The organism is Bifidobacterium sp. N5G01 (assembly GCF_002742425.1).
Taxonomy (GTDB): Bacteria; Actinomycetota; Actinomycetes; order Actinomycetales; family Bifidobacteriaceae; genus Bifidobacterium; species Bifidobacterium hominis.
The window spans coordinates 372,503-396,253 of sequence record NZ_NJNP01000002.1 but is presented as its reverse complement, the minus strand read 5'-3'; the positions used below and the strand labels follow the sequence as shown (position 1 = coordinate 396,253).

17 protein-coding genes are annotated in these 23,751 nt (G+C 55.5%); 12 read left to right on the top strand and 5 right to left on the bottom strand.

The annotated features are described in order from the left end of the window. The first annotated feature begins 65 nt into the window (after positions 1–65). On the top strand, positions 66–1,337 hold the full coding sequence (locus CE168_RS05290) for a glutamate-cysteine ligase family protein (protein WP_099571423.1): 1,272 nt from the start codon (positions 66–68) through the stop codon (positions 1,335–1,337). A 152-nt stretch (positions 1,338–1,489) separates the two neighbouring features. Here CE168_RS05290 and CE168_RS05285 read toward each other — a convergent pair whose 3' ends face one another. Next, positions 1,490–2,386 (bottom strand): aldo/keto reductase, encoded by an 897-nt coding sequence (locus CE168_RS05285; protein WP_099571422.1) that lies wholly within the window; start codon positions 2,384–2,386, stop codon positions 1,490–1,492. 69 nt (positions 2,387–2,455) lie between these two features. Beyond that, positions 2,456–3,628, bottom strand: coding sequence for a substrate-binding domain-containing protein (locus CE168_RS05280; protein ID WP_180753712.1), 1,173 nt, complete (start codon positions 3,626–3,628; stop codon positions 2,456–2,458). Between the two features lie 203 nt (positions 3,629–3,831). Here CE168_RS05280 and CE168_RS05275 point away from each other — a divergent pair, with 203 nt between their 5' ends. Further along, on the top strand, positions 3,832–5,391 hold the full coding sequence (locus CE168_RS05275; RefSeq protein WP_099571420.1) for a glycoside hydrolase family 30 protein: 1,560 nt from the start codon (positions 3,832–3,834) through the stop codon (positions 5,389–5,391). A gap of 216 nt (positions 5,392–5,607) precedes the next feature. Here CE168_RS05275 and CE168_RS05270 read toward each other — a convergent pair whose 3' ends face one another. Then, complete coding sequence (locus CE168_RS05270) at positions 5,608–7,038, bottom strand: MFS transporter (RefSeq protein WP_180753711.1); 1,431 nt, start codon at positions 7,036–7,038, stop codon at positions 5,608–5,610. Positions 7,039–7,241: 203 nt separating this feature from the next. On the opposite strand from CE168_RS05270, the gene CE168_RS05265 reads away from it, so the two are divergent. From CE168_RS05265 to CE168_RS05230, 8 genes are all read left to right on the top strand, one after another. Further along, a complete protein-coding gene (locus tag CE168_RS05265; protein ID WP_099571418.1) occupies positions 7,242–8,789 on the top strand; it encodes a glycoside hydrolase family 30 protein in 1,548 nt (515 codons plus the stop codon). A 122-nt stretch (positions 8,790–8,911) separates the two neighbouring features. Further along, on the top strand, positions 8,912–10,237 hold the full coding sequence (locus CE168_RS05260) for an ABC transporter substrate-binding protein (RefSeq protein WP_180753710.1): 1,326 nt from the start codon (positions 8,912–8,914) through the stop codon (positions 10,235–10,237). A gap of 5 nt (positions 10,238–10,242) precedes the next feature. Beyond that, positions 10,243–11,181 (top strand): carbohydrate ABC transporter permease, encoded by a 939-nt coding sequence (locus CE168_RS05255; protein ID WP_099571416.1) that lies wholly within the window; start codon positions 10,243–10,245, stop codon positions 11,179–11,181. Then, positions 11,178–12,065, top strand: coding sequence for a carbohydrate ABC transporter permease (locus CE168_RS05250; RefSeq protein WP_099571415.1), 888 nt, complete (start codon positions 11,178–11,180; stop codon positions 12,063–12,065). The genes CE168_RS05255 and CE168_RS05250 overlap by 4 nt, the downstream gene beginning before the upstream one ends. 3 nt (positions 12,066–12,068) lie before the next feature. Beyond that, positions 12,069–12,869: a hypothetical protein gene (locus CE168_RS05245; protein WP_143433395.1), complete on the top strand. Its 801-nt coding sequence runs from the start codon at positions 12,069–12,071 to the stop codon at positions 12,867–12,869. Positions 12,870–12,934: 65 nt separating this feature from the next. After that, positions 12,935–15,685, top strand: coding sequence for a sugar-binding protein (locus CE168_RS05240; RefSeq protein ID WP_099571413.1), 2,751 nt, complete (start codon positions 12,935–12,937; stop codon positions 15,683–15,685). A gap of 77 nt (positions 15,686–15,762) precedes the next feature. Next, positions 15,763–16,392 carry a TetR/AcrR family transcriptional regulator gene (locus CE168_RS05235; protein ID WP_099571412.1) on the top strand — a complete coding sequence of 210 codons (630 nt, stop codon included), beginning with the start codon at positions 15,763–15,765 and terminating at the stop codon, positions 16,390–16,392. A gap of 144 nt (positions 16,393–16,536) precedes the next feature. Beyond that, the gene (locus CE168_RS05230; RefSeq protein ID WP_099571411.1) at positions 16,537–18,663 is read left to right on the top strand and encodes a beta-galactosidase; all 2,127 of its coding nucleotides are present in this window, start codon (positions 16,537–16,539) and stop codon (positions 18,661–18,663) included. 33 nt (positions 18,664–18,696) lie between these two features. Here the strand turns inward: CE168_RS05230 and CE168_RS05225 are convergent, their stop codons facing one another. Continuing rightward, entirely contained in the window at positions 18,697–19,323 is a 627-nt protein-coding gene (locus tag CE168_RS05225) for a TetR/AcrR family transcriptional regulator (protein WP_099571410.1), read from the bottom strand. 355 nt (positions 19,324–19,678) lie between these two features. On the opposite strand from CE168_RS05225, the gene CE168_RS05220 reads away from it, so the two are divergent. Then, positions 19,679–21,004 (top strand): MFS transporter, encoded by a 1,326-nt coding sequence (locus CE168_RS05220; protein WP_099571409.1) that lies wholly within the window; start codon positions 19,679–19,681, stop codon positions 21,002–21,004. A gap of 350 nt (positions 21,005–21,354) precedes the next feature. Next, positions 21,355–22,698, top strand: coding sequence for a glycoside hydrolase family 30 protein (locus CE168_RS05215; RefSeq protein WP_099571408.1), 1,344 nt, complete (start codon positions 21,355–21,357; stop codon positions 22,696–22,698). A 216-nt stretch (positions 22,699–22,914) separates the two neighbouring features. Here CE168_RS05215 and CE168_RS05210 read toward each other — a convergent pair whose 3' ends face one another. After that, positions 22,915–23,646, bottom strand: a complete 732-nt coding sequence (locus tag CE168_RS05210) for a TetR/AcrR family transcriptional regulator (RefSeq protein ID WP_099571407.1) — start codon at positions 23,644–23,646, stop codon at positions 22,915–22,917. Between the last annotated feature and the right edge of the window lie 105 nt (positions 23,647–23,751).

Here is a 23,751-nt window from a genome sequence, read left to right as displayed (position 1 = left end):
GGCTATCAGTTTTTCGTATAGCAATCGCGCCGTGCTCATCAACGAGTTTCGATAGGATTGCCAACATGACAACGCCACGAATTTCTTATGCGCACCTGCTTACCGAGCCGAATCCTAAGCATGTGGAAAGTCTGGTCAAATTCTTCGAATCAGGCTGCCAAGAGCGTGGAACCGGTGGTTTCGGTGTGGAAATCGAGCATCTGCCGGTGCATAACAGCGATGATACCGCCGTGAACTATTACGAGGAGAACGGTATCGAGGCGTTGCTGAACCGCATTCGCCCGTATTACGACGAAAGCAAGGAATACTGGGAGAACGGCAGGCTTGTTGGTATTGGCCGCGAAGGTATTTCCGTGTCGCTTGAGCCGGGCGGTCAGCTGGAATGCTCGCTGGGCATTCTGCACAAGCCGGAAGATCTGTGCACGATTTACGGTGCGTTCCGCCGCGAAGTCGATCCTGTGCTTGACGATCTCGGCTTCCGCTTGGTCAATTACGGGTATCAGCCGAAGTCCGGCTATGCCGACATTCCCGTCAATCCGAAGGACCGTTACAAGGCGATGACCGCGTATTTGGGGCGCGTTGGCCAGTTCGGTCCGTGCATGATGCGTTGCTCCGCTTCGACGCAGGTCAGCATCGACTATGTTTCCGAACGGGATGCGATTTCCAAACTCCGTTTGGGCACGGTGGTCGGCCCGATTCTTGCATGGTTCTTCCGTAACACCCCGTATTTCGAGGGGCAGGAGAATCCGTATCCGCTGCTGCGCCAACGCATGTGGGATTATTTGGATTTGCAGCGCACGAACGTTATTCCGGGATTGTTTGATCCTCGCTTCGGTTGGGAAGATTATGCGGTCGATGTGTTGAGTACGCCGATGATGTTCGCTGATCTGACGCACACTCCGGAAGCGTTGGAAACTCCCGGAACTGATCTGCATCATCCTGCATTCTATGAGAACGCGAACGACGTGTATCCTGATCGAGAACTCAACGCATACGAAATCAATCATGTGATTTCCACGCATTTCAACGATGTCCGTCTGAAGAACTTCATTGAATTCCGTCACTGGGATTCGCTGCCGGTAGCGCGTGCGGAACGACTGACGGAAATCATCGGATCGCTGTTCTATGATCCGACGAACCGTGAGCGTCTCGAATCGTATTTCGATGGCATCCGCGAGGAGGATGTGTTCGAGGCGAAGGCGAACCTGCAGGCGCGCGGCCATCAGGCAGCTCCGTACGGCAATTCGCTGGAATTCTGGCAGGAATTCTTAGGGCTCGAAGGTGTGCTTGCCGACGAACCTGGCGATCCGAAACACCCTGACGTGTTCCAGGCATGAGCGCCGATTGCAGGTAGCGCGGTAGGGCTGCGGAAAGAAAGTTCACCATATATGCGAAGTGGTCGACGCCATATGGAATGGTGCCGACCACTTCGCATATACGGTATCTTGAACCGCGAATCGGTCATACGATCCGCACAATGGATGACCGATCAGTCGGGAATATTACCGCGTGACTTCTGATTGGCCCAAGACTGGGACTGCACGAATGTGGCAGGATCGGCACCCACGCGATTCGCCGGATCGTGCAGTGCGCTGATGGACTGCATCTCCTCGTCGGTGAGTGCGAAACCGAATACATCCAGGTTCTGCCGCATGCGCTCCGCGTGCGTGGACTTTGGAATGACAACGCGTCCGGATTGCACGTGCCAACGCAACACGACTTGCGCGGGAGCTACGTGATGCGCTTCGGCGGCCTGCTGAATCGGTTCGGCCTTCATATCGGAACCGTGCCCGAGCGGTGAATAGGCTTCTACGACGATGCCGTGTTCCTTGCAGAACCTCAGCGTTTCCGGCTGGGAGAAGCTCGGATGTACCTCCAGCTGGTTGATGGCCGGTGTCTTGCCGGTTTCGTCGACGAGCCGCTGCAGATGCTCGGGAAGGAAATTCGAAACGCCGGCGGCCCGGATCGTTCCTTCCTGTTGGATCTCCAACAGCGCCTTCCAGGTTTCGACGTATTGGTCGACCGCGGGGAACGGCCAGTGAATGAGATACAGGTCGAGATGGTCGAGCCCGAGATTATTCAGCGTCGTGTCAAGGGCAACGCGCGCCGCATCATAGCCTTGATCGCAGTTGCGCAGCTTGGACGTGACGAACACCTTGCCTGCCATGCCGGTGGCCTTGAGCGCGTCACCGACTCCGCGTTCGTTGTAATAGGCGGCGGCTGTGTCAATATGACGGTAGCCGATCTCCAACGCCTGTTCAACGGCCTGCTGCGTGGTCGAGGCGGAGATTTGGAAGACTCCGAATCCGACCTGCGGAATCGAAACGGAATCGGTGAGCGGAATGCTCGGGATATCAGGGATTGCAGTGGTTCCAGTATGTTCCATAATCACTCCTTTGCTTGGAACGTACCTTAAATGGCAAAAGTAATGGTTCGTAATGACGTTGGATGTCGGTCAGTCCCGGCAATCGACCACTGAACCGCGATCCACCAATATGGGATCGACGAAGACATGCTGCGTAGGCTGGTCTGGATTTTGAATACGATTGACCAAAGTCCGGATGCATACCTCGGCAAGATCCTCGGCAGAAGAGCGTAATACGGTAAGAGGACGTGAGCTTGGTGTGGCGAAGCCGTCAATGGAGATGATCGAAATGTCCTCCGGCACGTGTTTCCCGCGTTGCTCGAGCGCCTGTGAAATGGCGATGGCCAGGTAGTCGGAGTGCACGAGGACCGCGGTCACTTCGGAGGAAACGATAGTATCGGCTATCTCTTTGACGCCGTGCATGTCGTAGGGCATCATACCGGTCAGGACGAATGGGCAGTCTATCTTGTCGGTGGCGTCCACGATCTCCTGCCACCCGTCGCGAATGGTGTGGGAAGTGGGGGTCTCGCTGAAGGCGGCGCCGATTCGCGAATGGCCGTGCTGCAGAAAATGCACTGCGGCTTTGCGCACGCCGTAACGATGATTGGTTCGGACCGAATCGGTATAGCAAGTGTCCAGAATCGGCTGGTCTCGTTCCACTACGACTACGGGAATGGATGATCGCTCTATCCAATCCCAGGTTTGTTTCCCGATTTCAGGATGCGCGTTGGGCGCGGCGATGATTCCGCATACCGTCGGTTCATCGGCGAAGCCTTGCAGGATATCCGCCTCGTGGACATCCTCTTCATATGCCGATTCCTTCACTATGAGTCGCATGCCATAGCGTGCCGCGGCTTCATACATATGGTTGATGACGTTGGGCCAGAAAAAACTTGGTTCCGGAAGCATGACTCCGATGGCGGGCTGGTCGGCCGGCAAGCTAATCGGGGATGAAATGGAATCGCTTTCCGCAGGGAGGGATTGTTGGTCATTCGACTCGGTCGTCGAGCTTACCGACATCGCTCCGCCCCGCACTCGCTTCAGCAGTCCCGCTTTGGATAGCGAGGTCAGATCCCTGCGTATGGTGATATCCGAGGTGTCGAGTTTTTGAGCGAGTTCCGGAATGGTCACGACATTGTGATTGGTGAGCAGATTGAGTATCTCATTCTGCCTCTCAGCCGGAAGAAGGTTCCGGTGCGCGGAACGTTGGTGCTCATTCTTTGCCATATCTGCTCGTCTTTCATCTGATAATGATTTTTTCATGTCTGACCAATTCTGAGCATAGTACAAAAATGTGTGATGTTGACTAAAAATCCGCATATCAGAGACATATTCCATATTCCGCGCGCAATAACAGTGAGCAAACATGATTGAAACTGATTAAATATGATATTATGGATATGTCGATTTGAGCTTCGTTCGCAACGAAGCGAATACCGAATGAATTGCAAAGGAAGTGGTGATAGATGGTCTCTTTCACTAAAGAATTCTGGACATCGACGTCGGGGGACTTATCTCAACGTCGTGATGTCGTGGATACTCCGGCATTTACGGATGATCCGGGCGATGCCACCAAGATCGTTATCGATACGGCTGACCGCAAGCAGCCATGGATCGGCGCGGGAGCGGCGATCACAGATGCTGCGGCATCGTTGATTTGGAATTCGATGGATGCGGATCAACGACATGCATTCCTCGATGACTGCTTCAACCCCGCCAAGGGCGGCTTCTCGGTGATTCGTATTCCTCTGGGATCCTGCGAGCCCGCCGCGCAACCCTATTACACATATGATGATGTTCCCTTTGGAGAGCATGACAATCTGCTGACCAAGTTCTCCCTTGGAGAAGGTGAGCCGGGTGCCCCTGACGCTACCAAGGATTTCAAGCACATCATTCCCGTTGTCCTGGAGATTCTGAAGATCAACCCCGCAGTTAAGATCATCGCGAGTCCATGGAGCGCTCCCGCATGGATGAAGAACACCGGACATCTGTGCCAAGGCGGCCGGTTGCGCTTCGGCGAGTGGACGGGCAATGGGTTCGATCCGATGCATGACTCCTTCGAAGGATGCTACGCTCGTTATTTCGTCAAATATGTCGAGGAAATGGGCAAGATCGGCATTCCGATCTGGGGCGTGACGGTGCAGAACGAACCATCCAACGCTCCGAAGTGGCCTGCGATGATGTGGACTCTCGAGGAGCAGGCTTCGTTCGCCGCCGACTTCCTGCGTCCGGCGTTCAACGAAAAGTTCCCGGAGATGAGGATTTTCATCAATGATGATTCCACCCACAATCTGAGATGGCCGGTCCGCGATTTGGTCACTCCTGAGCAGGCCGCTGCGGTGGATGGACTTACCGTGCATACCTACGAGGGGCCGTATTCCAATTTCTTCAATGCATCCCGCTCGTATTCCCATTGGATGTTCGGCATGACCGAGCGCCGTTGCATGATTGAGGAAACTCCTGAGGATGCCGCTCACATCATGTCCGGCATCATCGGCAACTGGCTGGTCCGCAACGGCGAGAGCTTCATCGCATTGTGGAACCTTGCCCTTGATGAGCGTGGCTTGCCCAATCAGGTCGGTGCCACCGGACGCCGTGGCGTGGTGACTATCCAGCATGAGACCGGTGAGGTGATTCGCAACCTCGAGTACTTCATGCTCAGGGCGTTCGGACAGGATGTGGAACCCGGTTCCGTCGTGGTGCGTTCCTCCAACTACACGCCTGACGGCTGGTCCGGCGGCTTGGGTTCGGTGGCGTTCCTGGCGCCTAATGGGGACGTCGCGGCGCATATCTACAATCCGACTGGCGAGTCCATCGAGGCGGCCGTGACCATTAACGGCGAGGGCGGCTCCTGGCAGAAGGTCACGGTGCCGGCTTGGGGCACGGTCACGGTCCACAAGGGATATGGCGATATCAATACGTCCTTGGTTCCCGATGATGACGAATTCGAGCTGAATCCCGCTCCGACCCATCTGCTGGGAGATGTTGCTCCCGGCAAGGTCAGGGTGTGGGGTTCTGATGAGTGATTGAACCTACTGGGGGCCGCTTGCGGGCGGTCCCCATTTTTTCATTGTTCATGAAAGGAAAGACGGATGCATCTCTTGACGATTGTTTTGGTTGTCGCCGCATTGGCGGTCGGCGATCTCGTCATCGCCTATGTGCGAAGGCATAGGTAAATAACAGGTGGACAAACAAAAAATGGAGGGCGGCAGCCCTCCATTTTTTTGTTATCGGTTGTCTTCTTACATTTCGCCCTTGAGTCGACGCTCTTCGAGGATCTTGGCGTTCTGCTTGGAAACCTTACCGGACAGAGGATAGAAGAACAGCAGGATGACGGCGATGAGACCATTGCCGATTGCCGGTGCGAGCGTGGCAACGCCGTAGATGTTGTTCAGCGTCTCGGCGCTTTGCGTGATGACTTGTCCCGAAGTGGCGGTCACATAGCCGGTGGCTGCCAGCACGACTGCCGGTAGAAGACCGGACAGCGCCTGGCCGATCTTGCGCGCGAACATATAGCCGGTGTAGACGGTGCCATCCTCGCGGGTGTGGGTCTTGACCTGGATGTCATCGATGATGTCGGTGATGAAGCTCCAGACCATAAGGCCGAACACGCCGTTGCCGAACATGGCCAGAACGGACATGGCGACGAAGACATACGGATTGGTGATGTGCATCAGGAACATGATCACATAAACGACCGTGGTCACCACAAGCAGCGAGCCGCAGACCTTCTTCTTGCCGAACTTGTCGCAGATCGACGGTATGAACGGCGCGGCGATGAGCACGGGCACGTTCTGGAAGGCGAGGATGGACAGGGCGGTGGTGTTGTTGAAGTAGTCCTTGTAGAGGTACGCGTTCACCGCGCCTGCGAACATCTGCGCGAAAATCAGCAGCAGGGCGGCCGCCATCAGAGCGATCATGGCGCGATTGGACAGCATGTACTTCACGGACTTGAGCAGCGGGACGTGCTCGTTGTCGCTCTTCTCCACGCGGATGCGCTCGACGGTTCCGCGCAGGGTAATCTCATAGCAGATCCACAGTAGGATCGCGAAGACGATGGCCACCCAGATGAGGGCAGGTCCATTGAGGACCTTCTTGCCGTTGACGGTCGTATACATGACCAGCGGAAGGATGAAGGTCACGATGATGCCGCCTGCGGTCGAGCCGAAGCCACGTCCGGCGGCCATCTCGTCACGATGCTTGACGTCAGGCGTCGACACCGAGGCGAACGATCCGTACGGGGCGGATGTCGAGGAGTAGCAGGCGACGCCGAGGATGTAGATCACGGTGATGTATACGATGCGCAGCGTCATCGGCCAGCTGGAGACGAACGGCAGGAAGGTGAGGATGATGACCGCCATCAGCGGATAGCGCAGTGTGCGGACGAACCAGTGGTAGCGGCCATCCTTGCGCAGCGGCGCGTTGTCGGCCCATACTCCGGTGCCGAAATCGGTGAACGCCGAAATCAATTTTCCTACAAAAATGATCATGCCCGCGATGACGGGGTTGATGCCAAGCGCATCGGTCATGTAGATCAGCGCGTAATTGGTGACGAGCTGGAAATAGAATCCGTTGCCGATGTCTCCTATGGCATATGCCATAGGTTCGGTTTTCTTGAATGGCGGATCTTCCACGACCGATGTGGAAGGTGCCGCCGCAGTTGCTGCTGTCATGAGCACCCTTTCTGTATTCTTCATCTTGTTGGTCGGAATCCAGTATGTGCTGAATTGAGCTTCAGTGATCAATGATTCCGACGGAAACAATATATCACAAATAATCACTCATAGATCAAAAATGATTAAAATTGCGCAAAATTGGGAATTATGCTATTTTTGACATTGTTATATGGCGTGACCGCCAACATCAAAGGAGAGATATGACCAACGCAGCATTTGAATATGGTGATGAGTGCTGGACCGCTACGTCCGGTGATCTGACTCAGCGAAGAGAGCGCATCAACACGCCGCAGGTGGTTGATTCCGCTGCCGGTGCAACCGAGGTGGTCATCGATCCCACCGAAGAATACCAGCTGTGGGAGGGGGCGGGCGCGGCTATCACCGATTCGTCCGCATCCCTGTTCATGAATGCCATGACGGCGGAGCAGAGGCATGCGATTCTTGAGGAGATGTTCGATCCGCGGCAGGGTGGTTTCTCCTCGGTCCGCATCTCGATTGGCGCGTGTGATTTCTCCAGCCAGAAGTATTACACCTATGATGATTTGCCGGAAGGCGTTGCCGCGGACGCCGGTCTGGAGTATTTCTCGATCGGTGAAGGCGAGCCGGGGGCTCCCGATGCCACCAAAGACATGAAGAACGTGGTTCCGGTGCTGCAGGAGATCATATCGATCAATCCGGCAGTGAAGATTATGGCTTCGCCGTGGAGCGCTCCCGCCTGGATGAAGACGTCGAATCGTATTTCAGGAGCAGGAAGGCTGCGCCTCGGTGAATATGTCGGCAATGGATATCGCTACCAAGACACCGTCGATTACGTATATGCGCAGTATTTCGTGAAATTCATTGCAGCGTACGCAAAGCTCGGCATCCGCATCTCGTCGGTGACCATGCAGAACGAGCCATCCAACGGTTGCCCGTGGCCGATCACCGTATGGACTCCGGAAGAGCTCACCAAATGGGGAGCGGAATATCTGCGTCCGGCTCTCGACCGGAGCTTCCCCGACGTGGAGATCTACTTCGGCGATGATTCGTTGCGGTTCTGGCAGCGCCCGGCCTCGGAGTACATGACTCCGGCGCAAGCGGCCTGCTTCGCGGGCGCGGCCTTCCACACCTACTCCGGTCTGCCGGTATGGGTACACAATGGCACACGCCAGTTCCCTGGTTGGAAGGCCGCGATGACCGAGCGCCGGTGCATGCTGGACGAGTCCGTGGACGAGGCGAGCCATGTGATGTTCGGGGAAATCGGTAACTGGCTGGTCCGCAACGGCGTGGGGCTCATCAACCTGTGGAATATGGCGCTTGACGAACAGGGCTTCCCGAGCTACGCGGGGACTTCCGGACGTCGTGGCGTCATCACGATTGATTCGAAGACTGGCAAGGTCAAGCGCAACCTTGAATACTTCATGCTGCGTAATTATGGGCAGGATGTTCCGGTCGGATCCCGTCGCATCGGTTCGACTAATTACACGCCGGACGGACGGAAAGGCGGGCTTGGTTCCGTTGCGTTCGTGACCAAGCGGGGCGATTTGTCCGCGATCCTCTACAACCCGACGGACAAGCCGATTCTGGCTGCTGTGACGGTGAACGGTGAGGGCTCACGGTGGCAGCGGGTCGAGGTCCCGGCATATGGCACCGTCACCGTGCATAAGTCGGATCGCGCGATCAATAAGTCCGAGGTTCCGGCAGATGATGATTTTGAGATCACCTACACCCCGCATCCTGCGGACGATCACGATGAGACCTTGTTCTGACGAATAGAATTTGTTTTGGCGGCTTGTTCAGGAGCGAGTCGCCAAAACATGATGCTGGTGGTATTGGATCCGTGGATGGACTGAAGAGGCGCAGGATGGGAAAAACGCTGAAAGCGCGAGCTATGGCACTGGTGGCAATTGTGCTGGTTGCCGGCCTTGCCGCATGCGGCGCGGTACCGGATACTTCTGAACAGGGCGAAACCGGTGGCGTGACCATTTCATTGGCAGGCTGGACTTTCGCGACAAGACCGGAATTCAAAGTGCTTGCGAAAGCGTATGAGAAAGCCCATCCGTCGGTGCATATCGAGCTGAAAGAATATTCCGCCGACGACTACGACAAGCAGCTCATCGCAGATTTGTCCGCATCCAAATCGCCTGACGTCTTTCCGATAAAGAATCTGCGTATGTATTACACATACGCGGATTCGGGGAAGCTTGCGAAGTTGGATGATATTGCGGCTGGTCTCGCTAAGTCGAAAGACATGCGCGGCATCTCCGGCTATCGGGTGGGGGGCTCGGTGTATGCGTTGCCGTACCGCCAGGATGTGTGGCTGCTGTTCTATAACAAGGCGATGCTGAATAAGGCTGGAATCGATGTTCCGGATGGCAGCTGGACATGGAAGGATTACGAATCGGCTGCGAAGCGGCTGAAGAGCGCATTGCCCAAAGCCGGGTATAAGGACGCCTACCCGACGTACCATCACACCACATGGCAATCGGTCCCGCAGGGGTTCGCGCTTGCCCAGCAGAATCAAGGCGAAGCGAATCAGGTGTTCTTCGGTGGTGACTACGAATACCTCAAATCCGTTTACGCAATGATGTTGCGTATGCAAGATGAGGGATTGACACTCTCGTATAATACCGTCTCTTCTTCAAAGACAACGTATCAATCGCAGTTCGGCATGCAGAAGGCTGCATTGCTTCCCATGGCCACTTGGTATATGGGTCCGCTTACGGATCAGCAGTCCAGTGGCGATGCGCAACGATTCGAATGGGGCGTCACCGTTCTCCCGCAGCGTACGCATGACGATGCGAGTCACCCCAAGAGCTTCGGCGATCCAACGGGATTCGCGGTCTCCGGAGCGATTGGCGGCGCCAAATTGAAGGCGGCAAAGGATTTCGTGCGATGGGCATGCGGGGAAGAGGGTGCGAAGGTGCTTGCAGATACGGGCACGCTGCCCGCATATCTGTCCGATGATGTCGTCGATCGGTTCTTGGCCCGGAAAGGAATGCCCAAGGATGAGGAAAGCCGCCGCGCCATCACCGATTCGATGACCATCCCCGAGAATCCGGTGGGCGAGGCCACCCAGACCATCCAGGATGAATTGAATATTGCCCATACATCCATACTCTCGGAAACGAAAAACATGGATGATGCGTTGTCATCCGCCAGCAAGGCGATCATCAACTCCGGTCTGCTTGACGAACGGTACAAGGAAGGTGCGTGAGAGGAATGGATCCCGAATCGAAGTCGGCTGATATGCGTCACAATGTGAACGACAGTCGTTCCGAGTACAGCAAAGTGCAGCGCAACCGTAATATCAGGAACGGTCTTATTTTCATCGCTCCTAATTTCATTGGTTTTTCCATCCTTGTGTTGATACCGGTGCTCACGCTGTTCTACACATCATTCACCAAGTGGAGCGCGCTCGGCGACCCGGAATTCAACGGGTTGAAGAACTGGCGTCGCATGTTTACCGATGAGAGCTTCCTCACCGCCACCGGCAACACACTGTTATATGCCGCCGTGCATATCCCTCTGACATTGGCATTTGCATTCGCTTTGGCGGTATTGCTGAATTCGAAGATCAAGGGCCGGGCATTTTTCCGGACCGTCGCATTCTTCCCTTATATCACGGCGATTGTGGCAGTGGCTCAGGTGTGGAGCATGATGTTCGACGCTAAGTCGGGCATCATCAATCAATTTCTGGGACTATTCACGAACAATCCTCCCGGATGGCTGTCGGACACGCATTGGGCCATGGTGGCGGTCATCATCGTCGGTACCTGGCGCGAGGTGGGTTATTTCATGATTCTTCTGCTGGCCGGCTTGCAAACCATTCCTTCTGAACTGTATGAGGCCGCCGAGGTGGATGGGGCCAACGCGTGGCAGCAGTTCTGGAAGATCACGGTACCATGCATGCGTCCCACGCTGTTCTTCGTGACGGTGACGCTGACCATCACCAGCTTGAAAGTGCTCGATCTGACATTGGTCATGACCAATGGCGGTCCGGGAATCTCCACACTGGTATTGGCCCAATACATATATCGCATCGCGTTCGAGCGCGCGGATTTCGGCTACGCCTCGACGGTCTCGCTGATGCTGTTCTTCATCTGCCTGGCCGTGACCTTGCTGCAATTCTGGTACAACAATCGTAAGGAGCGCGCATGATGCCGCAGAAAACGAAAGGCGCGCGTGTCGATGCCGAGGGGTTCAACCATCGGCCCGTATCGGTGATGAGCGTGATCGCCAGATTCTCCGGATACGCATTGATGCTGCTGATCAGCGCCTTCATCGTGCTGCCTTTCGTATGGATGTTCCTCAGCTCGGTCAAAGACAACAATGAGATATTCATGGTTCCCGTGCAATGGTTTCCGAAGACATGGCATTGGGAGCATTATCTGCAGATATGGGCCAAGGCCGACATGTGGCGCTGGTTGCTCAACACCCTGTTCTTCGCGGTGGTGGTGACGTTCCTCCAGGTGTTCACAGGATCATTCGCGGCATATGGATTCTCTAAAATCGATTTTCCCGGCAGAAACACGCTGTTCCTGATCTATGTGGCCACCATGGCGGTACCATGGCAGGCTTATATGATCCCGCAATTCAAAATGCTGTCGCTGGCTGGACTCAACGACACCCGTTGGTCGATCATCCTGCTGCAGGCATTCGGCGCATTCGGGGTGTTCATGATGAAGCAGTTCTACGACACCATTCCGAACGAGCTGTCGGAGGCGGCCAGACTTGACGGCATGAGCGAATTCGGTATCTATCTACGTATCATGCTGCCGCTGTCCGGACCGTCGATCGCGGCTCTGTCCATCATCACGTTCACCAACACGTGGAATGATTACATGGGTCCGCTACTGTATCTGCGTTCGCCGGATCTATACACCATCCAGCTCGGTCTGAAAACGTTCATTAGCCAATATGATGCCGATTACGCGATGATCATGACTGGTTCGGTGCTGTCCGTGCTGCCGATCCTCATCGTATTCCTGCTGGGGCAGAATCAGTTCATCGAAGGCATCGCCACCTCCGGAATGAAAGGGTAGGGCATGAGCGCTCGCACTTCACACGACTCTACCTCTTCGCCACGGTGGAAGGCGTTTTTCCCCATTGTGGATGCGGTGTATGTGATGCTTGCGTTGTCGGTCTGCGTGCTGACGGGATGCGCTCCTCTGCTGGTGGTCTGTTTTCTGCCGTTTCCCGTGGCGGAAACATATCCATGGCTGTGCGTCGCGCTTGCGTTGTCCGCTCCCGGTATCGCCGCCGCGTTCGCGATATATCGCGACCACCCCGTTCTGCGTCCGTCACACTTTGCCGGGGTGGAATCTGGCGTGGGGAAGTCGTCTTCCTCATCCGGAGAAGGTGTTCCTGAGTGGGTTGCGGCCCCATATGTCGAAGCGGACGCTGGAGTGGCGGTGTTCCGCCCTTTCTTCGCCGCCTATGCGAAACTGTGGAAACGTTCGTTGGCGTTGAGCGCCGCGTCCGGGATGCTGCTGTTCGTGCTGTCATATGATGCACGCTTGCTGGCACAGGTCAGCTGGGGGGTATATGCGATGGCTCTGGCATGCGCGATCGGTGTAATCGCGTTGATGGCGTTGATGACGTCGCTGGAATTGGCAGTGGAATTTCCGAAGGCGAAGTTTTCGGCGCTCTTGCGCAACGGCCTGCTGTTGGCGGTATTCAAGCTGCCCATCACATTGGGTCTCGCCGTGGTCGTGGGAATATACGTGTGGGGGGTGGCGCATTATCCGTTGCCGGTATTGATGTTGATGACTGGACTGGTGGGATACCTGATATGGGTGGGGGCAAGATCGCAATCAAAGGAATTGCGCAAAGCCTGCGCGATCTGATTTGCATGCGGTCGGCTGAATTTTGCATACGACAACACGAAATAAACGATTGAAGGAGATTGTTGATGACTGCGACGATGTGGCCCACGGTAGTGGAAGTGCGATTGGAGCGTGCGGCGGTGGAAACCGCTGCGCGAAACCGTAACGGTTTGACCTATAAGGGTTTCGGCGTGCTCTCGGGCAATGCCACATCCAGCCTGCTCCTTGATTACAAAGCGGAACAGCCTGTGGCATATTGGCGGATGGTGGAGACGCTCTTCGGCGGCGAACAGCCGCTGATGAACACCGTCAAAATCGAAATGGGCAATGACCGCAACAATTCGACCGGACCAAATATCGCGTCCATGCGTGACCGCGACGACTATCCGGCGGTTGCGAGCGAACCCGGCTTCCAACTCGCCTCCGACGCGCGCCGCTACAATCCGGATGTCAAAGTGAGCCTCCTGCGTTGGATGGCGCCGACCTGGGTGCATTCCAACGACGATGTGTACCGCTGGTACAAGAACACGATTCTGGCCGCATACCGCGAATACGGCATCATGGCGGATTCAGTCAACCCTGACGTCAACGAACGCACCGCCGATCTGGATTGGGTGGCCGAATTCGCACATCGCGTGCATACCGATGAGACCGGCTTCGAAGGCGATGGCATAGACGATCCGAATGCCGGCTGGCATTCCGACAAGGAACGCGAACTGTTTCATCGCATCAAAATCATCACTTCGGATGAGGAAGTGACCGGCACATTCGCAGGCGATGTGATTGCCGATCCTAAGTATCTGCAGGCGATGGATATCGCCAGCTATCATTACTCCGTCGAAGATGATCCCGAAGATAACTTCAAGAGGCTCGCTGACGAATATGACAAAGAAGTATGGAACTCCGAAGCACAAGCCACATTCTCCAATTCCGCCGATCGCCCCAACAACACCAACGGCGACGGACTGACGGACGAAGAGCGCGCATCGCTGCCGAAGGAAGTGCTCGACGCAGGCGCATTCGGTGCCCATGCCAGCACCGGCATCGGCGGCCCGGGCGGCCCGCTGGAAATGGCGAACACCTTGATCAAGGGATTCGTGGATTCCCGGAGGACGCACGCCATCTACCAGCCGGCGATCGGCGCATGCTATGAGCACATGGAATACGCGTCGAAGGAACTGCTTTCCATGCGCGACCCATGGAGCGGCTGGATATATTACGATGCCGGATGCGCGGTGTTGGAGCATTTCGCAAAATTCGCGAACCTCGGATGGGAGCCATGCGCCGGACGCCACGCCGGAGCCGACGCGGAGCCGACGATTTGGCGCGCGATTCCATCCGCTTCCCGATGCGAGGTCGGCGGCAACAATCCCGTCAGCGGCGCGAGGCATGGAGAGCCAAGCTACATGACGCTCGCCTCTCCGGACGGCAAGGACTTCAGCACAGTCATCGTCAATGACTCCGCGTTCTCCAAAACCTACCGCATTATAGCGGACGCGCGTCTTGAAGCGGCCGGCAAGCCGTTGGGCATATGGCGGACGAAGGCACAGCGGGCCGGGGAAGGATACGGCGCCCAGTGGCGTCGCAAGGTCGGCGATGCCGATATGCGAAACGGCGCGTATGAGATTCATGTCGAGCCATGGTCTATCGTCACCGTCACCACATTGAACGATGTCGAGCCGTGCAAGATCCCGACGGTTCCCGAAAAGGCCAGGAAAGTGCTCGATGCCGATCCGGAACACGGCGTGCTGTACGCCGATGCGTTCGACGGAACCGGCGTGCCGCGGAACGTCACCGAATACATACAGGGAGCATTGTCCGAACGTGACTATCTTGTATCCCGTGGTGGAAACCATGGAGCGACCGCACGCTATACGAACGATTCGAATGGCGCGTTCGAAATCGTTCCCGATACGCAACACGGCCATGCTTTGCGTCAACAGATCGATGCGATACATGCGGGTAATGCCTGGATTGAAGGAGACCCGCGCACCACAATCGGCGATATGCGCTGGACTAATTACAAGGTATCAGTGGACGTATGTTTTGAAGAATATCCCGGCCGCGCCCCGTACGTGCTGGTTGGTGCCCGTGACATGGGCGGCAACAAGTTCACCACCGACATCTGCGCATACGATTTCAAGCTTCGCGCGGACGGCGTTTGGCTGCTCAGACGCTATGGCGATGAGAAGAAGCGTGGCCATTACGCCGATTTGAACAATGTGTTGGGCGAGCATGTCTTTCCTATGCAACCCGGTACTTGGTTCACACTGTCCTTGGCTGTTGCAGGTCCGGAGATTACGGTTTGGATTAATGGTCACAAACTTACTAGTTGGATGGATGATTGTCCACAGACTGCGGGACGCGTTGATTTGGGAAGCAGCTTCGACCATGTGCGATTCTCGAACCTGAAGGTGGAGCGCATTCCCGGATTTAGCCCGTATTACTCGGAGTTGATCGATGACATGCACATATTGAGTTGGGATGATGAGAAAACCCGCATTCTGCGGTATTCGGGAGCATGGCAGCATCTCAACGGGCAAGGCATGTTCACCTATATGCGCTCGATTTCTCAGACCAGTCAGATCGGTGCGTCGCTGACCTGCGCGTTCGAAGGGACGGGCGTGGATGTGTTCGGCCCGTCTGACGGCGGCGTGCGCGTTGACGTGTATGTGGATGGATCGTTGATACGAGGGAACGCGGCGCTGATGGCCAACGAAGGGTCCTTGCGCACGCAGTTGCGAGTGGATGGTCTGGAAGACGGCCGCCACGAGGTGACTGTGAAACTGGCGAACGCGCGGGAGTGGAACGTCGACGCGATTGGCGTACTCGCATAGGTCCGTGTCGCATGTCGGCCGTGAATCGGACAACATGCGACATCCTTACCGAATGTCCATTCGGTAGACTGGGAATCATGACAGATAAGGGGAAGAAGCGCATCCGCAAATCGCCGCAGGAGCGCAAAGCCGAAATTATCGCGGCGGCGGGCAGACTGATTGGTGAGAAGGGGTACTACGGCACGTCGCTCAAGGACATCGCCGACGCCATCGGCATGAGCCAGCCTGGACTGCTGCACTACATCGGCAACAAGGAGCGGCTGCTGTCGCTGCTGGTCACCGATAACTACGACCAGCAGGGCACGCCCGCCGACTTCGCCAAATCCGGATTGCCCGGCAGTGATCCGGACGGCATGTTGTTCCCCGCCTATCTGCGCTTCTTGGTCCGGTACAACGCGCAACGCCGCAGCCTGCTGCAGCTGTACATGGTGCTGGAGACCGAATCGTTCAGCGCCGACCATCCGCTGCACGAGTATTTCGAGAACCGACCGGATCTGACATGGGAGCATTATTCGCAGTTCGCATGGAAGTTGCCGCCGCAGATCGGGGGATGGGACAATATGCGGCCGATTGTACGGCAATGCATCGAGGCGATGGATGGCATCCAGTTGCGGTGGACACGCAAGCCGCCGATCGACCTGTATGACGAGTGGCTCATCTTCGAACGGATGATTTTCCCTTCGCCGGTGTGGGATGGATACCGGTAAGCCTTCCGAAGACATATATCTAATGATTGTTAGTTAAGAAACGCCTGAAAATCTGCGACAGTTGACGATTTGTTCCGGAAGATATATAGTTCTTATATCTAATAACTGTTAGATATAAAAGTCAACGAGGACGATGGAGGATCCATGGGTCGTTACGAGACAGACCACATTCTTTTCGGTGCCGCATATTACGACGAATACCTCATGATGAAAGGCATCGACCGTGTCGATGAAGACATGAGGATGATGAAGGACGCGGGACTGAACGTCATCCGCATCGCCGAATCCACATGGAGCACCTGCGAACCGCAGCCGGGCGTGTTCGACTTCACCTACGTGGACCGCGCGCTCGACGCCGCTCATCGCGCCGGCATCGACGTCATCGTCGGCACGCCGACCTACGCGGTGCCCAGCTGGCTCGTCAAACTCGACCCGAGCGTGCTCGCGGTCACGCCGAACGGACAGGGCAAGTATGGCGCGCGCCAGATCATGGACATCGTCAACGCCACCTACCGCTTCTACGGCGAACGCGTGATTCGCAAGCTCATCTCCCACGTCGCCGACCATCCGGCCGTCATCGGTTACCAGGTGGACAACGAGACGAAATACTACGATTCCGTCTCCGAGGACATGCAGCGCCTGTTTGTCAAGTATCTGCGCGAGAAGTTCCACGGCGATCTGAACGAGCTCAACCACCACTTCGGCCTCGACTACTGGTCCAACCGCATCGACTCCTGGGAGGACTTCCCGGACGTGACCGCCGCCATCAACGAATCCCTGGGCGGCGAATTCGACAAGTTCCGCCGCGATCAGGTGCGCGCCTTCCTGCAGTGGCAGGCCGACATCGTGCGCGAATACGCGCATGACGACCAGTTCATCACCCACAACTTCGATTTCGAATGGCGCGGATACTCCTACGGCGTGCAGCCGGCGGTCGACCACTTCAAGGCCTCGACCGCCGTGGACATCACCGGCGTGGACATCTACCACCCGACCGAGGACGACCTGACCGGCAAGGAGATCGCCTTCGGCGGCGACATGACCCGCTCCACCAAGGATGGCAGGAACTACCTGGTGCTCGAAACGGAGGCCCAGGGCCAGCACGGCTGGGTGCCGTTCCCGGGCCAGCTGCGCCTGCAGGCCTACTCCCACCTCGCCTCCGGCGCCGACATGGTGGAATACTGGCACTGGCACTCCATCCACAATTCCTTTGAAACATACTGGAAGGGCCTGCTGAGCCACGACCTCGAACCGAACCCCACGTACCGCGAGGCCGGCGTATTCGGCCGCGAGATCGCCAAGCCGGAAGTGGGGGAGCGGCTCGTCCACCTGAAGAAGCACAACAAGGTGGCCATCATGGTCAGCAACGAGTCGCTGACCGCGCTCGACTGGTTCCTCATCGAAGCTGGCTTCCCGTTCGGCGGCACCCTCAAGTACAACGACGTGGTGCGCAATGTCTACGACGCGCTGTTCGAGCTCAACGTCGAATGCGATTTCGTGCCGTCCGATGCTCCGGCCGAACGTCTCGCCAAATACGAGATGATCGTGACTCCGGCGCTCTACTGCGCATCTCAGGAAACTACGGATCGCCTGCGTGCGTTCGTTGAAAATGGCGGCCACCTGGTTTCCACTATGCGTTCCTTCGTGTCCGATGACGAAGTGACCGTGTGGGCCGACCTCGCTCCGCACAATCTCACCGACGTGTTCGGCATGACATACAACCAGTTCACCCGCCCGAACGGCCACGTTTCCGTGGAATTCGCAGGTGTGCTCGCCGAAACCGCGTCCACCGATGCTCAGTCGCTGATCGAACTGTTGAACGCCGACGCCGATACTGAGGTGCTCGCATCCTATGGACACTACGCTTGGAAGGATTACGCCGCAGTCACCCGTCACGCATTCGGCAAGGGCGATGCCGAGTGGGTCGCCACACTGCTTGACGCCGATTCCATTCGTGCGGTTATGCGAGAGGCCGTGGAGCATGCCGGCGTCGAGGGCGCTGGAACCGCGCTCGCGGGACAGGTCGCGGTTCGCCAGGGTGTGAATGCCCGCGGCGAGAACGTGACGTATCTGCTCAACTATTCCGCCGACGAAGTTACTGTTGCAAGCCCGATTGCGGGTGAAGTAGTGGTCGCTCCGGTCGTCATCGCCACCGACGGCAGCATTGATGAGGTTGCAAATGCTGAAGTCGTGCTGAAGGAAGGTGCAGCTGTCAAGCAGGGTGATCCGTTGACGATCGGCCGCTGGAATGTTGCGGTGATCGCCGGCTGAAATCTGCGATAAGAGAACTCGAGAAGAGAACGTTTAGGGAATGAGAAGGCCGATCAGGGCCTTCCATTCTCCAACGAAATCGATATCGTGAGATCCGTTGAGCCACCGCAATTGCAAGCCTTCCATGGCGGATAGCACCTGCAGCGCGGTGCGTTCCGGATCGGCGACGCCATCTCGTTTGGCTGCGAACGTGTATTCCTTCAGCAGATTGATTTCGCGCTGTTTGAAATACTCGTGCACCGGATGGTCTTTGCTTAGGGCCTCGCTTTCGAGCAGGGTGTAGAGGCGAACCATTTCGGGTCGGCCTGCGTTGGTTTCCACGGTTCCCGTGGAGATGGCCTTGAGTCCGAGATCGCAATGGTATGCGATACCGTCTTGCAAGACTTCGCCGGTCACGCCTTCGACGCCAAGATGCTCTGCAATAGCGATTTGGTTAGTGCGATCGGCGTATTTGAGTGTTGCTTCAAGGAGTTGTTCTTTGGATTTGAAGTAGTAAAGGAGGCCTGCTTCGGTTATGTTCTGAGCTTGTGCCACATCGCGAATGGTAAATCCCCAGAATCCGAATTGTGAGATGAAGGAGACCGTGGTTTCGAGAATCGCTTTCTTACGGTCTTCTGCGCTCATTCGTTTCTTGGGTTTGCTTTCGGTGCGGCGGCGCATGCGTTCTCCTTTCTTGTGCTTACTAAGTTACAAGAAGGGGAGAAGAAGTGTGTTGAAAACGTTGGGACACGCCGGAAAATGACAGATACAAGAGATTGTAATATGCTTTAACTAAGCAGTTACTAAGTAATAAAAACTGAAGTTGCTGTATGGGGCGAATCGTTGTGGATTGCTATTTGAAAAACGCTGCCGTCGGAAAAATTCGCGTCTGACTTGCGTTCTTTTGAAAAGGCATCTACGATGAAAACCAGCTAGTTACCAAGTGGTAGTTAGTTGACTGGGCAGAGAGGCCCTATCGGAAAACAGGAATATCACAGAAAACACTACTGAAACATGAATCGAAGGAGAGAGTTTCATGAGTGAAGCAATCGCAAGCAAAGAGGAGCGTTTGGTGCGGTATAACGCCAACATCGCAGCTGCAGACAAGGATCCGCAGCTGTCTCCTGAAACCGGCAAGCCACTGAGCAGGGCCAACACCATCCGTTTCGGCGCAGGCTTCCTGCTGTTCGGCGTGTTGTGGATGTCGGGTCTCGGCATCGTCTCCGCCGTGCTTCTGCCGATGCACTACAAGACCATCGAAGGCGCCGATCCGGATGCTCTCGTTGGCATCGTCAATGCGTTCACCGCAGTGGCATCCCTAGTTGCCAACCTGATGTTCGGCAACTTCTCCGATCGTTCCCGCTCCAGGTTCGGTCGTCGTACTCCGTGGATCGTTTTCGGTGCGGTGCTTGGTGGCGTCACACTGTTCCTGACCGGCACCACGCACAACGCGGTGCTGCTCACCATCTTCTACTGCGCCTGCATGTTCGGCCTCAACTGCATGATCGCCCCGCTGGTCGCCGTGCTGTCTGACCGTGTGCCGTCTGGCATTCGTGGCACCATGTCCGCCTTCTATGGTGCAGGCTCCACCATCGGTGCTCCGATCGGTACCATGATTGGTGCATTCTTCATCGAGAATCTGACTGTCGGCTTCGCTGTTGCAGGCGTGCTCATGTTCCTCGGCGGTATCGTCGCCGTGATCATTTTGCCGAAGGAACAGTCCGCTGACTTCCTACCGAAGGAAGAGGGCTCTTTCAAGGATGTCCTCGTATCCTTCCGTCCGCCGAAGTTCGCTGGCGCCCACGACTTCTACAAGGCTTTCGCCGGCCGTTTCTGCATGATCATGAGCTACCAGATGATCAACGTCTACCAGCTCTACATCATCCAGAACTACATTGGTCAGTCCGTCAAGGAATCCGCTATCACCGTGTCCGTCGTCTCCATGATCATGATGGTCATGTCTCTGGTCGGCTCCTTCATCTCCGGCCCGGTTTCTGATCTCATCGGCCGCCGTAAGGTCCCGGTTGTCGTAGCTTCCGTGCTCTTCGCTATCGGTATCGCCATGCCGTGGCTGATCCCGTCCACTCTGGGCATGTACCTGTTCGCAGGCATCGCTGGCCTCGGCTACGCCGTCTACTCCGCAGTCGATCAGGCTCTGCTCGTTGATGTGCTGCCAAACAAGGAAGAGGCTGGCAAGGATTTGGGCATTCTGAACATGGGCACCACCCTTGGTCAGATGTGCGGCCCGGTCATCATGTCCACTATCGTGGTGGGCCTCGGATACAACTTCGCCTTCCCGGCCGCCATCGCCTTGGCTATCATCGGCTGCTTCTTCATCATGGCCATCAAGAAGGTCAAGTAACCCCACCCCCTCCCCTCAATTTCGAGAGAGGAGAGGGAGAGAGGTAATAGGGAGTTTTTCCAAAACTGAACAACAATGCAAAACTAAATAACAGTGCAAACGTAACGTCATAACGTTACGAGCAGGATGCCGCGATAATCTGTTTAAGACCGTAAAGACTTGGCTAGAGCGGCCTGGAGCGTGTCGTGAATAGATTATCGCGGCATCCTGCGGTTTTTGCACTTACTGAAATGAAATTGCGTTGCCGATAATTCAATCTCAATAACTAAATCCCAATAATCAAATAAAAACAACTCAAAAAACGAATAAATATAAATCCAAAGAATCAACGACAATACTAAGGACTTTCCATGACTACTTGGATCGCGACAACGCAAGACAACAAGCTTGCCGACAAATCATCCGAAATTGAATCCACGCATGCCGCTTCCGCTTCCGATCTGCAGCTTGATGGCAATGAATATCAGGCATTGCGTGGCTTCGGCGGCTGCTTCAACGAGCTTGGCTGGCTTCCTCTGCAGACGGTTACTGAAGAGGAACGTGATCAGATCATCAAGGAACTGTTCAGCCCGGATGAGATGAACTTCACCTTCAATCGTGCGCCGGTCGGTGCCAATGATTTCGCCGATCATTGGTATAGCTATAACGAGACCGACGGCGATTATGAGATGGAGCATTTCTCCGTCGAGCATGATGAGCGGACGCTGATTCCGTATATTCATCGCGCGCAGGAATGGCAGCCGAACATGCAACTGTTCTCCAGCCCGTGGAGCCCGCCGACATGGATGAAGCGTCCGAAGGCTTATAACTATGGTCGTTTGGTGCAGACTCCTGAGAATCTTAAGGCATATGCGAAGTATTTCGTCAAGTACATTCAAGCTTATACCGAGCATGGCATTACCGTGAATCAGCTGCATGTGCAGAATGAGGTGTTTGCCGATCAGAAGTTCCCGAGTGCATTGTGGGATGCTGAAGCGCTCAAGGTGTTCATCCGCGATTATCTTGGACCTGCTTTTGACGAAGCTGGTCTTGACACCGATATTTGGCTGGGTACGCTGAATGGTCCGGAAGATATGGCGTGGACCGGCGGCTACGGCATGAAGCTGAATAATTACAACCGTTTTGTCGACAATATTCTGTTCGATGATGGCGCTCGCAAGTACATCAAGGGCATCGCTTACCAGTGGGCCGGCCAGAACTGTATTGCGCGTACGCATGAATCCTGGCCTGAAATCGAGTTGATTCAGTCTGAATCCGAATGCGGTATGGGCGATAATACGTGGGAATATGCGGAGTATATTTTCCACTTGATCAACCATTATTTGCGTAATGGTGCGACTGCTTACACTTATTGGAATATGATTCTTGACGATCAGGATTCTACGTGGGGGTGGTGGCAGAATTCACTGTTCACCATTACTGCGGATACGCATGAGGTTCGCCGTAATCCGGAATATTATGTGATGCGTCATTTCTCGCATTTCGTCAAGCCGGGTGCGCATGTGCTTGGCACTACGGGTCATTTCAATTCGATGGCTATTGCGTTCCGTAATCCGGATGGCACCATTGTGGTGGTGGCCCAGAACGCTCTCGAAGAGGAGCGTCCGTTTGAATTTGCCGATCCTTGCAATGCCGATCGCGGTATCAAGGTGACGCTTGCTCCGCGTTCGTTCAACACGTTTGTGCTGGACTGACGGGAGCTGCCTGGCTGATGCGAATGTGTGCGTAACGCGTCGGCTTGGTTGTGACAACGGTTTGTTGAATGCCGGATGGCAGGTTTCCCTTCTCTTCATGCCATCTTCGCAAGCCGGTGTTGTGTTGCGGGGCGTTTGCCTATGGTGATCGGTTACCGGTCGCCGCAGGCAAACGCCTTTTTGCTTTTGCGGTGTCTTTGCTTGTTTGCGCTCTGTTCAGCGGTAGCCGTCCCATGTGGGGGAGGGGAATAGGATGTGTTCTGCGCGTTCCCATAGTTGCATCATGGATTCGTTGGGATTGGTTAACGACTGGATTTGCACGCCGTCCATGGCAAAGAACGCGGTGACGATGAGGTCATGCAGGCGTTCTGGATCGCGGTATTCTTCCGGTAGTTCCCAGTCCACGCTGGTCATGTCGGTCAAAATCGAATTGTGTCTGTTCTGGTAGAACTCGTGGGCTGGGTGTTTTGGATCGGACGCTTCGATGGCGAGGCGCATGAACAGTGCGACAAGTTCGGGACGTTTGGCGTTGAAGCTCACGGTTTCGTGCAATGCGCCGGGCAGATGTCGGCGTTCTTTGGTTGCTGAATCTGTTTGGTCGCAGTGGCTGATGGCTGCGCCCAATGTCGTGTGGGCATTGCCTTCTTCGGAGTCGTAGAACGTTTCGATGACCAATGAGAGTAATTCTTCTCGGTTTTTGACGTAATGGTTGAGTCCGGGCAGGGTCATGCCAACTGCATCGGCTAATGCTTGCATGGGGAAGCCGTATGACCCGTATTGTGTGATTAGGGTTACCGCTTCTTGTGTGATTTGTTTGCGTCGCTGCGCTGGGGAGAGTCGTTTTCTTTGGTTGATTGGACGGCTCTTGATGCTGTTTGCTGATGTGTTTTCCTGTGATTCCATACTGATTTGAAGAATACTATTGCCGCTGTCCACATGCGTTTTCATGTGGTTTCGATCTTGCAGTTATGCGGTTGATTGCTGTGCTTGAAAGTAGGTCGTTGTTCGACACGCCGATTTGTTATCTTATATCTTTAAGATATAAGATAACTG

Coding starts and splice junctions, on each gene's coding strand:
- CE168_RS05230 (WP_099571411.1), top strand. CDS start 16,537: ATGGGTCGTTACGAGACAGACCACATTCTTTTCGGTGCCGCATATTAC.
- CE168_RS05210 (WP_099571407.1), bottom strand. CDS start 23,646: ATGAAAACGCATGTGGACAGCGGCAATAGTATTCTTCAAATCAGTATG.
- CE168_RS05220 (WP_099571409.1), top strand. CDS start 19,679: ATGAGTGAAGCAATCGCAAGCAAAGAGGAGCGTTTGGTGCGGTATAAC.
- CE168_RS05285 (WP_099571422.1), bottom strand. CDS start 2,386: ATGGAACATACTGGAACCACTGCAATCCCTGATATCCCGAGCATTCCG.
- CE168_RS05225 (WP_099571410.1), bottom strand. CDS start 19,323: ATGCGCCGCCGCACCGAAAGCAAACCCAAGAAACGAATGAGCGCAGAA.
- CE168_RS05250 (WP_099571415.1), top strand. CDS start 11,178: ATGATGCCGCAGAAAACGAAAGGCGCGCGTGTCGATGCCGAGGGGTTC.
- CE168_RS05275 (WP_099571420.1), top strand. CDS start 3,832: ATGGTCTCTTTCACTAAAGAATTCTGGACATCGACGTCGGGGGACTTA.
- CE168_RS05265 (WP_099571418.1), top strand. CDS start 7,242: ATGACCAACGCAGCATTTGAATATGGTGATGAGTGCTGGACCGCTACG.
- CE168_RS05270 (WP_180753711.1), bottom strand. CDS start 7,038: ATGACAGCAGCAACTGCGGCGGCACCTTCCACATCGGTCGTGGAAGAT.
- CE168_RS05255 (WP_099571416.1), top strand. CDS start 10,243: ATGGATCCCGAATCGAAGTCGGCTGATATGCGTCACAATGTGAACGAC.
- CE168_RS05240 (WP_099571413.1), top strand. CDS start 12,935: ATGACTGCGACGATGTGGCCCACGGTAGTGGAAGTGCGATTGGAGCGT.
- CE168_RS05290 (WP_099571423.1), top strand. CDS start 66: ATGACAACGCCACGAATTTCTTATGCGCACCTGCTTACCGAGCCGAAT.
- CE168_RS05245 (WP_143433395.1), top strand. CDS start 12,069: ATGAGCGCTCGCACTTCACACGACTCTACCTCTTCGCCACGGTGGAAG.
- CE168_RS05235 (WP_099571412.1), top strand. CDS start 15,763: ATGACAGATAAGGGGAAGAAGCGCATCCGCAAATCGCCGCAGGAGCGC.
- CE168_RS05215 (WP_099571408.1), top strand. CDS start 21,355: ATGACTACTTGGATCGCGACAACGCAAGACAACAAGCTTGCCGACAAA.
- CE168_RS05280 (WP_180753712.1), bottom strand. CDS start 3,628: ATGAAAAAATCATTATCAGATGAAAGACGAGCAGATATGGCAAAGAAT.
- CE168_RS05260 (WP_180753710.1), top strand. CDS start 8,912: ATGGCACTGGTGGCAATTGTGCTGGTTGCCGGCCTTGCCGCATGCGGC.